We start from the raw sequence: 13993 nt of genomic DNA on the forward strand, positions 1-13993 counted from the left end.
GTACGCTCCTTACCTAGGCCCGCCTGCCGGAGTTTTTCCAGAAAATTTTTAAATACGGCTGTCCGAAGCTGTCCTGGTCGGCAATAAAGGTAACGATTGCGATAAAGCTCAGGACAAGCCCGACCAATCCGAAGATGGTCGTCATCATCAAGATGATGTAACGGAACAAACGGATGCCGAATCCGAGCTCGGTGATCGGGATGACAAAATTGGAAATCGCCACGGCGGCAACGACGATAATCATAATGTTGCTGACAAGCCCTGCCTGTGTGGCGGCCTGGCCCAGAATCAGACCGCCGACCGTGGTTGCCGTCGAGCCGATCGTTTTCGGCAGGCGGACGCTTGCTTCCGTCAGCAGCTCCATCATGAGCAGCATGAACAATACTTCGAAATACGAAGGATAAGGGACCGGGGCTCGGCTCCCCGCGATCGAAAGCGCCAGCTGCACGCGCAGTATCTCGGGGTTATACGACGTTAAGCCTACGTAGAAGGCAGCGAGCGTCAGACTGGAAAGCAGGCCGATATAACGAAGGACGACCAAAAATTGGGTCACCCAATAATGCTGATAAAAGTTGTCGATTCCCGCCATGAAGTCGTAAAAGACGGCCGGAAGAATAAGGACGAAAGGCGAGCCGTGCACGATCAAGGCGATTTTTCCGCGCGCCAGATTAAACACGACGCGGTCGGGCCTCTCCGTTACCATCATGGTGGGCACGATGCTGCGCCTTTTTTTGTTCAATAAAACCTGCAGCTGGGAAGCGGCCTGAAGCACATCGCTGTCTATGCATGCCAGGCGCTTCTTTAATTCTTCCAGAACCTGCGGATTGACGAGCTGCTTGTCGTAAACGAGCGTTACCGGAGTATGCGACAGCTTGCCGACGGACGTTTTTTCCGTCGTCAGCGAAGCTTCGGCGTATCTCATCCGAACCAGGTTGATGTTGATGTCCGCATCCTCGCTGAAGGCGTGCTTCGGCCCTTGAACGGTGTTCTCCACCGTCGCTTCGCTGAGCTGGGTGCTGATGTTGTGCTGGACGTTGATCGGGATCGCTTCACCGCTCACAAAAACGACGGCTGTCCCGCGCAATACCGACTGCAGAAGCGCTTCCGGCGCAGGGATGTTTGGCATATGGGAAAGCGAGCGCACGTACTGCACATAGTCCTGCAAATTTTGAAATTGCGTAAAAAACGGCACGATATACAGCTTCTGAAGAGTCGCCACGTCGGTAACGCTTTTCAGGTAATAAATCGCAGCCGTTTGTCCGTCGTATTTCAGTTCCTGCTGTACGAAATCGGTAGAATCGGACAGCTTTTGCCGCAGCCATGTTTGCAATTGCGGTATTTGTGAAGTCATGCTCCGGTCCTCTTTTTTGACATTAGGATGGCTTCAAAGCCATATTTTGATGCATTTTCCGGAAAAATATGCGAGGCGGTTAGAATTTGGTTAGACGGGCTGTCTATAATGTTGAAGAAAAAGGGGTAAGAGCATGTTTTTACGCATTTTTATCCATAACCGATGGATACCGGTGAATTTATCGAATGGGGAGTATTCCGAAGCGTTGGTGGAGGAACTGACCGATAAGTTGAAAATCCGGCTCGAGCATGCACCCGAAAACGAGAAGTGGGAGGGGCTTCAGGCGATAGAATTGGAATCGACAGCCGCTGAATGGGAAGTGACATTATACTTTAACAACCGTACGGAAAGTTTCCGCATCCGTTAATCGCGATTTCCTTAAGATCCGGAATCGCAGATCCGCTTAATTTCGGCAAAAACAAGGGAACTCCCTTGTTTTTGCGGCAAGACGTGCTAACACTGAATGGGTATGCCGGGATTGTTATTTATCCTTTTGTCCGATCTCTTCCATTGTGCGTACCATTCCATGATTCCGGGACTAGGATCGACTCCGGCTTCCTGCTCCAATGTTCGGATCATAAATTCATATTGCTTCTCAACAGATTCCGTGTCATCCAGTCGAGCGTACAGATTCATCAGCGCGAAATAACTATCTTCGTACAAAGGATCCCTCTCTTGAATTTGATGGTAAACACCAAGCGCCTCCATGTTCATGCCAAGAGAATGATAGAATTGTCCCAGCTGCAGGGCATGCTGTAACCATAGGGCCTTGAGTCTTTGGCGTTCACCCTCTGCCCACGCATAGTTATCCTCTTCATAAAAATTTCCGCGATACATATCGAGCAATCGCTGGTGTTCGGCGGTATTTTCGATCGAAACGGGGGTTAACCGGCGAAGCTCCTGCTCCCATTCTTCAGCATCGATTCGCAGATCTTTCGACTCAAGGATATATCCGTACTGGGAATATCGGATCGAAATATAATCGTCCCCGAACGTATTTTTCCATGCGTTGCGAATACGATTAATGCTGGTATGCAGGTTGGCAAGCCCTTTGGATTCGTCCAGTTCCGGCCAAAGCAGCTCCAGCAAGGTGTTTTTGTTAATCATTTTCCCTCGATGGTGCAGCAAGTAGGCAAACAGCTCTTTCGCTTTCGTTGTTCTCCACTTCAGAAATTCCGGTTCGCCGTCCGGCTTCCGGATCTGCATGGCTCCTAAGCAATGATACAATAAAGTTTGATTTTTCGGGGGCCCCGATTCAAGCGCAACGCGCTTCCGCAGACGCTGTATGGTTAGGCTCAACCGGTCGCGTTCCAACGGCTTCATTAAATAATCGGCCGCTTCCAGTTCGAATGCCTCGACCGCATAATTGCCATAGGCTGTCACATAGACAATATTCGTGTCCGGCGCGACGGCGTGTATTCGTTCGGCCGCCTCCAAGCCGTTCAAATCCGGCATGTGTATATCCAGAAAGACGGCGTGGGGCCTGAGCCGGCCAATTTGATCAATCGCCGGCTCAGCCTCCGAAAAGGAACCGATGACCTGGCAATCGCGGAACTCCCTGAGCATTTTCTCCAACCTGACTAACGCCAGTTTCTCATCGTCCACCAACACGACTTTCATATGGCAGATGCCTCCATCCGTCGACATTTGTATATATACTATCGGTAATACAGTTTCCCATCTTTATAGGAATTTTTTCGGATTGAATCCTATATTCAACCAGTTGAATGAAACCGACAAACTCTATTATCCGTGGTTAGAGTTTGGTTAGAGGTTTTGTCTATAATAATCCAGAGATTAGGGTCTTCCGCTATTATTGTCTTTCGACATAAATAATACAGGCACCATGCAACGGCAAGAATAGCGCTATAAATTACAGCCCGTCAAAAAAGAGAGAGGTGACTGAAGCTGCCAATACGTCGAAACAGGGGGAGTTTTGTATATTTTTGAAGCTCGGACGGGTCCCCTCACGTTGGTTTGCAAAAAAAATCGAATGGCGGCGGTTGCTGCCGCAAACGTTACAAAGCAATATTTTTATTCTGAGGGGGGATGCCCGTGAAAATTTGAATGTTTTCTCGTGTTCCTGACCGCATCCGAATATGGGTCTGGAGTTGGATCGGATCACCGTCTATTAATTTGAAACAGGAGGATGTATGAATGGCAATGACATTGCGGAATTTGCGCAAACGTTGGAAAAAGCAGCTCATTATGCTGCTTCTGATCGCCATGGTGGCGGCAAGCTTCTCCAATCTCGTTGCGCCGCTTGAGGCAGAGGCGGCAAGTCCGGCGAATCTGGTCGCGAGCTATGATTTTAACGGGAATTTCTCGGACAGTCTCGGTAACTCCCAATTGTCGGTAGTATCCGGCACCTATGGGGGCAAAACTTACAGCAATTCGACGTCCGCATTTGGGACCGATTTATCCGTTACCGATTCCACCTACTGGCGGTGGACCTCCAACGCACAGAACGGCGGGGGGTTCACGATCGATCTGGACCCCAATATCAGCGACCATTACAGCATCGGCTTGAGGTTCTCTTTTGATTCAATACCGGGTGGGTATGCAAAAATAATTGACTACAAAAACAAAACCTCGGACGACGGATTTTATTTTAACAATGGCAAACTTAATTTTTATCCCACGTCTACTGGAAATCTGACGACAGCGGCCAACCAAGTAGTGGACATTATCGCTACGAGAGATAGAACGACCCAAAAGTTTATCGCCTATATGGTAGTAAACGGCGTTTTAGCCAAGCAAATTGAAACTGTGGGCAGCAATTCTGTTCCGGTAATCGTGAATGGGAAAGTACGTTTCGGTTTCTTCCATGACGACTATGCTACTGCCGGCGAGAAGACGACCGGCGGCAAAGTGTACTCAATCAAATTTTGGGACGGCCCAATTACCCAAGAACAGGCTCAGGGAGCTATGAATACGCCCGCGCCGGCCTTAAGCGCGACTGCGACGGCAGGCACTGCGCCTGGAACGACGAAACTAACAGCGACCCCGGGAGCGGGACACACATTGGCCGTTCGTGTATCAGACGCTGCGATTGCCGTTCCGAATATCGGGGAAGCAGCGCCTACGGGAACGGGAGTCATTAACCCGTATGCGTCCGGCGCGGACATTAGCAGTGTGGATGCGACGACGAACAAGTATGTAGGCATTTACGAGATTGATGCGCTGGGCAAAATCGTAGCTTTCAAGATGATTACGCTGACGGCAGGCGAGATCTCGCCGGCAGGTGCGGCAAGCGCACCCGGCGGCGTAACCGGAAAGCCGGTCGTATGGTTGAAAGCGGAGGATGCCGTTCCTGCCGCGAACGGTTCCGCTTTGACAGGCTGGACGAACCAGGCTGGCGAGAATAAATTCCAAGTGGATGGAGCATTGGCCGGAAAGCCGAATTATCAGGCTGCAGGCGTTAACTTTAACCCTGTGGTCGCTTTTAACGGCAACGCTCGCCTTCTCGGCGACAAAAGCGTTACGATGGCGGAAGCGTACACGGTTACGGCGTGGAATGGAGCGAAAGACGCCGCCCGTGGAGCGGTAGTTGCGCCGGTCGATCTTTCTCCACTCGGCAACGGGAGATACTTCTTTGATTCGGTAGGCGTTCTGTATGCCGGCAACGGCGATGGAGGTTATTTGCAGGCAAGCCCGCCCGAAAATGGGGAGTACGCAGTCTGGACGGCCTCGTTCCCGAGCATTTTGAGGAAAAACGGCATTAATGCAGGGTCCGGGACAACAGGCGCAACGATGACGGACATTCCTCAAATCGGCAGCCGCAAGGCCGATGCTACCAACAATAACTATCTCAAAGGCAATATCGCAGAAGTGATCGTATTGAACAGCGCGGCAACAGCGGATGAGCGGAGCAGGATCGAAAGCTACTTGGCGCTCAAATACGGCTTGACGCTGAATAACGGCAAATCGGATTATGTGGCCAGCAACGGCAGTAAAATGTGGTCGGCGGCGGATAACGCCGGATTCGACCAGCGCATTACCGGTATCGGCAAAGATTCCGCGAGCGGTTTGGAGCAAAAGCAATCCAAGTCCCAGGAAAACGGGGCGCTCGTGACAATTGCCGCAGGCAATGAAATCAAAGCTTCCAACGAAGCGTATCCGGAAGGCACCATTCAGAACGATCTTTCGTTCCTTACGTTTAGCGACAACGGCGGCGATACGGCTTATAACACGGCTGTCGGCAGTTCGAACCTGCAGCGGATGGCGCGTGCGTTCAAGGTCGACAAAACGAACTGGAAAGACGGGAATGTCACATTGCAGCTTGACGGCACGCAAACCGACAAACTGACCTATGTCGTGATCGGAGGCGATTCCGGATTTACCGGAACGCTGAAAGTCGCACAGTTGACAGAGGGGAAGGTCACTTTGAACAGCTCGGATTTGGCTGACGGCAGCTACTTTACGTTCGCGCAGGTGGTCGCCGTATCAAAAGCTCCGGGCGGCGTAAGCGGCGCCTCCTTGTGGCTGAAGGGCGATAAAGACGCCACCGCTAACGGGGCAGGGCAGCTTACCGGCTGGACCGATCAGACGGGCACGAACCGATTCGAGGTGAAAGGTGCGCCGGCTTATAAGTCCGAAGCAGCCAACTTCAATCCTGCCGTATCGTTCGATAATACGACAAAGCCGAATCAAAATCCGAACCAGTATCTGATCGGTGACAAGCAAATTACGTACAAGGACGGATATGTCGTATTCAAGCAGACGGACGGCACGGCCGTCGGATCGGCAGCTCCGCGTCCGGGCGGGTACGGAGTCGGCATCTTTTCGAAGTGGGGCAAATTGTATATAGGCAACGGAGCGACCGGCACTTATCGCGGATTTTCCTTTAACGACGCTTCCCGGTATTATTTGGCCGCTTTTGATGCAGCCGCTTCGATAGAGTCTCAAGGCCGATTGAACGGAACGCCTCAAACCGTTGCAGGCGACAATTCGTTTAGCCAAATCGACTTTACTCCGGTCATCGGAGGCACGTTCGGCGGAGGGAATCCGAACAACTGGTCCCATTTCAAAGGCGAGCTCGCCGAAGTTGTTCTTTACCCGGCAAGCCATACCGTACAAGAGAAACAACAGATCGAAAGCTACCTGGCTTTGAAATACGGCTTGACGCTGAATGGCGGCAAAACGGATTATACGACCAGCAAAGGCAGCAAGTTTTGGACGGCCGACAACAATCAGGGCTACGGCAACCGGATTACCGGCATCGGCCGGGATGACGGCAGCGACTTGTATCAAAAGCAGTCCAAATCGCAAGTGCAAGGCGCGCTGGTGACGATCGCCTTGGGCGACTCCGTTCAAGCGTCCAATGCAGCCAATACGAATACGATTGACGCCGATTCTTCGTTTTTCGTTTTCAGCGACAACGGCGCAACTGCCAAATATGAAACCAATGTTCCGGAAGCTCCGGGACATACGCTCAAGCAGTTGAACCGTATGTTCAAGGTGGAAAAGTCGAATTGGCAGGACCGGAACATCACCTTGAAGTTGGATGTGGCAGCCGAAAATCCTTCCGTACTGTACTATCTCATTATCGACGGAGTGAATTCGGGCATTAAGCTGGATGCGGCGGGTCAGGCTACTTTTGACAGCAGCAAGCTCGGCAACGGTTCTTTATTCACTTTCGCGAAAGTGTACAAAAACGTTCTTCAGAGCAAGCTGACCGGAATCAAAGGTTTGACGGAGGCGAGCTACACGCCGGAAAGCTGGACGGCGCTGCAAACTGCGCTGACTGATGCCGAAGCCGTGCTGAACAATCCGGGTTCTACGCAGGAGCAAGTCGATGCGGTCTTGGCCGCTTTGGAAACCGCCCGGGCCAACTTGAGCAGCGTGGCTGACAAGCTGAAAACCAAAATGGACGAAGTCCAAAATGAGATTACAATCGGCACCTTGAAACCGGGCGATTACACGACAGACAGCTGGGGAGTTCTGACCAGGGCTCTGGACGACGCGAAAGCGCTGCTTAACCGCACGCCGCAAGCTACTCCGGTCGAGCTCGGACAAGCATTGTCCGCACTGGAACTGGCGCGGGGCACTTTGGTCGATTTGAGCAAGCTGCGTGCCAAGGAAGCGGAGATTGTCGGCGAACAATTAAATCCGGCAAGATATACGCCAACCAGCTGGCAGGAGCTGCAGCAAGCGCTGAGCGAGGCACAAGCCGTGCTGTCCGATCCGGATGCGACGCAAGCCGAGGTTGATGCGGCGAAGACTGCGCTGGAAAAGGCGAGAACCGCTCTGGTTCCGGTAGCCGATAAATCCAAGCTGCAGGAGAAAAAAGACGCAATCAACGGCGAAGGCTTGACGGAATCGGAATTCACGCCGGAAAGTTGGGCGGCGCTGAAAAATGCGCTGGTTCGGGCCGAGACGGTGCTGAGCGATCCGGACGCAACCCAACAGGAAGTCGATACGGCGTTAGCCGTCCTGATTTCCGCACGCAATAACCTGGTGAAAGCGAGAGCTAGTCTCGATGTACTCGATGCGGTTTACAAGGTCGGGGACGGGAATCCGGTCCCAATCGCACTGTACCCGCAATTTGACGGAAAGCTGTACCTGAATTACGAAGCTGTTGTTCCGAACGCTGTTGACAAAATCAGCATCAATCCGAAGACGTTTGATCCGAACGGTACGGTTAGCGTGACGTTGAACGGCCAACCGGTGAATGCGGCGGATTGGAGCAATTTGCCGCTCAAGGAAGGTCTTAACGTAATTAAAGTGGAAACGACGGGGCCGGACGGCAGCAAGAACGTTTACACCATCGAGGTGATGCGCGTTACCGGCAAGCTTGTATCGCTCACGCCATCCGAAGGCAGCATGGTCCCGGCTTTCAATCCGGACGAAAAAACGTACAACTTGAGCGTATCCAAAAACGTATATGCGCTTCAATGGACGCCGGTTGCGCTTGATCCGCAGGCTGTCATCGAGATCAGCATCAACGGCGGACCTTTCGCGAAAGTGACTAGCGGAACGGCAAGCGAAGCTCTTCCGCTGCAGGGCGGCGTTAACACGATCGTCGTCAAGGTTACGGACCGTGACGGAGGAATTACGCAGTATACGATTACTGTAACCAGAAAATCCTCTTCCTCCTCGAGCGGAGGCAATTCGGGAGGCGGATCTGGAGGCGGTACAGGCACTTCCAGCCCGACAGACATTATTTCGAGCGTAAACGACAAGGATGCCGACTTTGCCGCCGGAACCGTGGACAATTCCGGTGATCGGACACGAACGAACGTTGTCATCGATGCCGATAAGCTGGCGGAGCTGATCGATCAGGGCACCGGACAGAAGTTCGTCATTCGTGTTCCGAACGATGGGGATATCGAAACGAAAGGTTTGACGGCCGAGCTTGTCCGGCGATTGACGGAATCCGGTTCGAGTTTGGAAATCGGCAACTTGCTGGCGATTTATCCGATTCCGGGCAAACAACTGAACTTGAGCGACATTGCAAAAAAATTAAACGATGCCGCCCTGGGAGATATTGAGGTCCAGGTCGAGATCAAGCGCGCTTCCGCATCTTTGAACGAGATTGCCAAGGATAAGGCGTCGACCCAAGGTTATGAGCTGCTCGTTTCGCCTGTCGATCTGAAGCTCAGCTTCTCCAGCCGGGGACAAACGGCCCAAGCGAATCGATTGAGCGGATATGCGGCGAAATATATCGCATTGCCGGAAGGTATCGATCCGAACCGGATTACAACAGGCGTTTACGTAAATCCGGACGGAACCGTGTTCCATCTGCCGACGGTCGTTACGAAAATCGACAACCGCTATTTCGCTCGGATCAACGATCTGCGCAGCAGCGGCACATATTCCGTGATCTGGAATCCGCAGGATCTCGATGATGTGAAAAACCATTGGGCCAGAGAGGACGTTAACGATGTCGTCGCAAGGCTGATTCTTGAGGGGACCGGGAACAACACGTTTACCCCTGACCGGAATGTAATTCGTTCCGAGTTTGCGGCAATTACGGCAACGGGTATGGGTCTCATGCGTCAAAATATTGACGGGAACACGTTTGGCGATGTTCCTCCATCCTCTTGGTATCATGATGCGGTTGCCGTCGCTAGTGAATTCGGCATCGTGCTCGGTTACGAGGACGGCCTTTTCCACGGCGATCGGCAAATCACGCGGGAGCAGGGCATTGCCATGATTTCGCGGGCTTACGATCTGATTGAGACGAAAAGCTCGAAGAGCGAGGCGGAGATCGAAAAGATCCTTTCCTCTTACAGCGATGCGGCGAATGTATCCGGCTGGGCGAAAGAAGCCGTTGCCCGGATGATTGCGGCCGGAATCGTCGAAGGCCGGGAAGGCCAAATGCTGAGACCGCAAGAGAGCATGACTCGCGCGGAAGCATCGGCATTAATTAGAAGATTGCTCAAATCCACAAATTTGATCGATTGACAGCTCCGATAATGAATGATTTGGAAGCCGGCATCCGACAGGATGCCGGTTTTTTTTTTTAGTTTAGGAAATTATGCATGGCTAATTTTTGTGGATAACCGGGGATTCCCCCAAAAGTACTAGGAATAGGCTGCAAAGGTTCACTTCACTGTTGGGGGATTTGTTCTCTTGTGGCGAGGATTTATCATATCCGGGGGGCTGGCAGCACGCATATCTTCAGAATACATTCAGAAATTGTTGCGCTTATTTTGCAGAATTGTCGGTTACCCTGAAGATAATGGAAAACCGAAGGGAGAGCGACGGGATCATGGTTAGAGTGATCAGGGAAAAACTGATTTTTCTGCATAAATTTATATGTTCGCCGGGGCAAATCGGGAGCGTGACGCCAAGCTCCGGATTTCTCGCGAAAAAGATGATGGAACCGGTAACTTGGGGTAAAATGGAATATGCAGCCGAACTCGGCGCCGGCACGGGGGCGATCACCCGTTACGTGAACCGGGCCAAGCCAAAGAAAACGAAGGTGCTGCTGTTCGAAAAAGATCCGTATTTGCGCACCCGGCTTGCCCGGGACTTTCCGGATTATGCTTGCTACGCGGATGCTTGCGAGCTGCGGTCCGCTCTGCAGGAAGAAGGCATCGACGGACTCGACTGCATATGGAGCGGTCTTCCGTTTTTCAATTTTCCGCAAGCCGTGCGCGACCGCCTTATGGAGCAAATTGCGGCATCCTTGAAACCCGGCGGCCTGTTTATCGCTTTCCAGTATTCCCTGCAAATGAAGGAGCAGCTCGGCGGGGTGTTCGATATCGAGCACATCCGCTTCGTTCCGCTGAACGTGCCACCGGCTTTCGTATACGTTTGCAAGAAGAAGGAGGAATGACGTTTGAGCAAGACGGTATTGGTCGCGGACGACGATCCGGAAATTCGCGATGTCGTGCACATTTATATGAAAAATGAAGGCTACCGCGTGCTTGAGGCGGAAAACGGAGTCCAGGTGTTGGAGGCGCTGCGCCGCGAACCGGTCGATCTCGTCATTCTGGACGTAATGATGCCGGAGATGGACGGCATTCAGGCCTGCTTCAAGATCAGGGAACGATCGAACGTGCCGATTATCATGCTTTCCGCCAAAAGCGAGGATATCGATAAAATCGCCGGGCTCACGACGGGAGCCGACGACTACGTGGCGAAGCCGTTCAATCCGCTCGAGCTGGTCGCCCGGGTTCGAGCGCAGCTGCGCAGGCAGTCGTTTGCCGGCTCCGGTGCGGCGAAAGCGGCCGATGATGCCGTTATTGAAATCGACGATCTGATCATCAACAAAGATCGCCATCAGGTTTCAGTCCGCGGCAAGGACGTGGCGTTGACCCCTACCGAATTTTCGATTTTGGAGCTGCTGGCGAGCAACCGCGGCCGCGTCTTTAACATCGACAACATCTATCAAAGCGTATGGAAAGAGGAGAAGTTTTTATCCGATAACACCATCATGGTGCACATCCGCAAAATCCGCGAAAAAATCGAAGACAACCCCAGAGAACCGCGTTATCTCAAAACCGTTTGGGGAGTGGGATATAAAATTGATTAAAGATGCTTTGTCCGTGCTGAACTGGAAAAGAAATATCCGGGGCAAGATGTTTTGGTCCGCTTTTTTGAGCTTCACTGCCGCGGTGTATCTAACGTCACTTTTGGGCAATGATCTCGGCATCATTACCAATCCGTTTGGCAGCTACGCGGTGATGATCGTTTCTTTTTTCCTGCTGTTTTATATTCTGACGAGGCCCGTCGTTCGTCAACTGAAGAGGCTTGCCGACGGTCTGATGTTTTTGGCTGGCGGAAATCTGGATTACCGGGTGCCGCTGTCCAGTCAGGACGAGCTCGGAAAGGTTGCGCAAAACATCAATTACATGGCGGAACAGCTGCAAGAGATGATGGAAAAAGAACGCCGGATCGAAATGTCGAAAATGGAGCTGATCACGAGCGTCTCCCACGATTTGCGCACGCCGCTCACCAGCATTATCGGTTATTTGAATTTGCTGAAAAACGACGATTATCAAGATCTTGACGAACATAAACGGTACATCGGCAATGCGTTTAACAAAACGCAGCAGCTGAAAAAGCTGATTGACGATCTGTTCGAATATACGCGACTGACGAGCGGAGCGGAGCAGCTTGATCTCCGCACCGTCGATTTGAGCGGTTTGCTGGAGCAAATCATCGCCGAATTCGAGCCGATTGCGCAGGAACACTCGCTGACGGTCCGTACGGACTTGGGGCAAGGAAGGGTGTTCGGAAGCGTCGACGTCGAAAAATTCGTGCGGGCTGTCGATAATTTGCTCGTCAATGCGCTGAAGTTTTCGGTGCAGACCGGTGACATTGCCGTCAGGCTGGCCGAGAGAGAGGAGCATATTCGTCTCGAGGTGGAAAACCGCGGCAAGCCGATCACGAAGGAGCAGGAGCAGCTGCTCTTCGAGCGCTTCTATAAAGCCGAGCCGTCGCGAAGCGATAACCGGATGCCGCCGGGGGGAGGGCTCGGGCTTTCGATCGCGAAAAACATCGTAGAGCTGCACGGCGGACGAATCGGCTTACATCATCATGAAGGCCTCTTTGTTTTTTATATCGAACTTCCGCGGACTTGATGCGTTTTGGATGAAATGAGGAGGGGAACAAGCGATGTACGTAGTGACCGCTGAGGAAATGAGGGCGCTGGACCGGTATACGATCGATCTGATCGGCATTCCGGCACTGGTGCTGATGGAAAACGCCGGCCGTGCCGTGGCGGAGGAGGTGGAGCGCATCGCGGCTGTGGTTGGGCGCCGTTGGCTGATTTTGGCCGGGAAAGGCAACAACGGGGCCGACGGCCTCGTCTGCGCGCGGCATCTGCTGGAAGCCGGGCTGCAGCCGATGGTGGTGTATGCCGCCGACCCGCGGACGCTGACCGGGGAAGCGGCCGTGCAGCGGGACATCGCCGCAAAGCTTGGCGTGCCTTGTGTGGAGTACGACGGGGCTGCGCTCCCGTGGCACGAATGCGACGGCGTGGTCGATGCACTGCTCGGCACGGGAACGAGCGGTCCGCCGCGCGGCATATACGCGCGCCTGGTCGAAGAGGCGAACGCCAGCGGCAAGCCGATCGTTGCCGTCGACATCCCGAGCGGGCTGGATGCCGATACGGGCGAGGTGCCCGGGCCGTGCATCCGCGCGGTGAAGACGGTCGCGCTTGCGTTCAAGAAGCGCGGCCTTGTGCAGTACCCGGGCGCCGACTATGCCGGGGACGTCGTCGTCCGCTTCATCGGCATTCCGAGCCGGTTGGCGGAGGAGCACGGAGTCGCCGTCGTGGAGCTCGGCGAGCAGTCGTTTTTGGCGCGGCTAAGGGTGGATCCGGCCGGGGTGCGACCTGCCGATACGCACAAGGGCAGCTACGGCCATGTGCTCGTCGCCGCCGGCAGCCGGGCGATGTCCGGCGCGGGGCTGCTGGCCGCGACGGCCGCGCTGCGCGGAGGCTGCGGGCTCGCGACCTGGGCGCTGCCGGACAGCCTCGTGCCCGCGCTGCTCGGGCGCCGGCCCGAGCTGATGCTCGCCGGCGTGGCGGACGGCGGCAGCGGCGATTGGAGCCGGAGCGACCCGCAGGCGCTGCTGGCGCTCGCCGCCGGTAAGCAGGCGCTCGTCATCGGCCCCGGCATGGGCCGGTGGCCGGGCGACAGCGCCTGGCTGCGGGCGATCTGGGAGGGCGCCGATCTGCCGCTCGTAATCGATGCCGACGCGCTGAACATGATCGCGGATGCGGCCGATTTCGGCGCGTGGCCGGCGAGGCGTGCCCCGGCGGTGCTGACGCCGCATCCGGGCGAGATGGCCCGGTTGGCCGGAATCGGCACCCGCGAGGTGCAGCGCGATCGCATCGGCCTCGCCCGCCGCTATGCGATGCAGCACGGCGTGACGCTCGTGCTGAAGGGCGCCCGCACCGTGTGCGCCGCGCCGTCCGGCGAGGCATACGTGGGCTCCACGGGCAACGCCGGGATGGCGACCGCGGGCGCGGGCGACGTGCTCGCCGGCGTGATCGGCGCGCTGCTCGCGCAAGGGCTGTCCGCCGTGCAGGCGGCCGCGCTCGGCGTCTACGCGCACGGCGCCGCGGGCGACCGGGCGGCGGCGGGACGCCGCTCCGCCGGCTCGCTGATCGCCGGCGACATCATCGCCGAGCTGTAGCCGGCGATGTCCGGCTGCGCCGCGCCGCCTTCGCGTGCCGCGCGG

The 13993-nt window shown here is 54.6% G+C and carries 8 protein-coding genes; 6 read left to right on the forward strand and 2 right to left on the reverse strand.

Annotated elements, in window-relative coordinates; translation table 11 throughout:
• Positions 1-13: 13 nt before the first annotated feature.
• Complete coding sequence (locus MYS68_RS01800; RefSeq protein ID WP_248924179.1) at positions 14-1351, reverse strand: spore germination protein; 1338 nt, start codon at positions 1349-1351, stop codon at positions 14-16.
• A gap of 133 nt (positions 1352-1484) precedes the next feature.
• Between MYS68_RS01800 and MYS68_RS01805 the strand changes: the two genes are divergently transcribed.
• The gene (locus MYS68_RS01805) at positions 1485-1718 is read left to right on the forward strand and encodes a hypothetical protein (protein WP_248924180.1); all 234 of its coding nucleotides are present in this window, start codon (positions 1485-1487) and stop codon (positions 1716-1718) included.
• A gap of 86 nt (positions 1719-1804) precedes the next feature.
• On the opposite strand, the gene MYS68_RS01810 is transcribed toward MYS68_RS01805, so the two are convergent.
• Positions 1805-2971, reverse strand: coding sequence for a response regulator (locus tag MYS68_RS01810; RefSeq protein ID WP_248924181.1), 1167 nt, complete (start codon positions 2969-2971; stop codon positions 1805-1807).
• Positions 2972-3508: 537 nt separating this feature from the next.
• On the opposite strand from MYS68_RS01810, the gene MYS68_RS01815 reads away from it, so the two are divergent.
• The 5 genes from MYS68_RS01815 (at position 3509) to MYS68_RS01835 (ending at position 13948) form a co-directional block, all read left to right on the forward strand.
• Positions 3509-9760, forward strand: a complete 6252-nt coding sequence (locus MYS68_RS01815; protein ID WP_248924182.1) for a DUF8202 domain-containing protein — start codon at positions 3509-3511, stop codon at positions 9758-9760.
• Positions 9761-10067: 307 nt separating this feature from the next.
• Positions 10068-10637 carry a class I SAM-dependent methyltransferase gene (locus tag MYS68_RS01820; RefSeq protein WP_248924183.1) on the forward strand — a complete coding sequence of 190 codons (570 nt, stop codon included), beginning with the start codon at positions 10068-10070 and terminating at the stop codon, positions 10635-10637.
• Between the two features lie 66 nt (positions 10638-10703).
• Entirely contained in the window at positions 10704-11336 is a 633-nt protein-coding gene (locus MYS68_RS01825; protein WP_248930781.1) for a response regulator transcription factor, read from the forward strand.
• Complete coding sequence (locus tag MYS68_RS01830) at positions 11329-12387, forward strand: HAMP domain-containing sensor histidine kinase (protein WP_248924184.1); 1059 nt, start codon at positions 11329-11331, stop codon at positions 12385-12387. Before MYS68_RS01825 ends, MYS68_RS01830 begins: the two co-directional genes overlap by 8 nt.
• A gap of 34 nt (positions 12388-12421) precedes the next feature.
• A complete protein-coding gene (locus MYS68_RS01835; protein WP_248924185.1) occupies positions 12422-13948 on the forward strand; it encodes an NAD(P)H-hydrate dehydratase in 1527 nt (508 codons plus the stop codon).
• Positions 13949-13993: the final 45 nt, after the last annotated feature.

The sequence above is a fragment of the Paenibacillus hamazuiensis genome, from assembly GCF_023276405.1.
GTDB lineage: Bacteria > Bacillota > Bacilli > Paenibacillales > NBRC-103111 > Paenibacillus_AF > Paenibacillus_AF hamazuiensis.

What these genes read in the sequence shown, in the direction of transcription:
- MYS68_RS01800 (WP_248924179.1), bottom strand. Translation starts at nt 1,351, where the DNA reads ATGACTTCACAAATACCGCAATTGCAAACATGGCTGCGGCAAAAGCTG.
- MYS68_RS01805 (WP_248924180.1), top strand. Translation starts at nt 1,485, where the DNA reads ATGTTTTTACGCATTTTTATCCATAACCGATGGATACCGGTGAATTTA.
- MYS68_RS01810 (WP_248924181.1), bottom strand. Translation starts at nt 2,971, where the DNA reads ATGAAAGTCGTGTTGGTGGACGATGAGAAACTGGCGTTAGTCAGGTTG.
- MYS68_RS01815 (WP_248924182.1), top strand. Translation starts at nt 3,509, where the DNA reads ATGGCAATGACATTGCGGAATTTGCGCAAACGTTGGAAAAAGCAGCTC.
- MYS68_RS01820 (WP_248924183.1), top strand. Translation starts at nt 10,068, where the DNA reads ATGGTTAGAGTGATCAGGGAAAAACTGATTTTTCTGCATAAATTTATA.
- MYS68_RS01825 (WP_248930781.1), top strand. Translation starts at nt 10,704, where the DNA reads ATGAAAAATGAAGGCTACCGCGTGCTTGAGGCGGAAAACGGAGTCCAG.
- MYS68_RS01835 (WP_248924185.1), top strand. Translation starts at nt 12,422, where the DNA reads ATGTACGTAGTGACCGCTGAGGAAATGAGGGCGCTGGACCGGTATACG.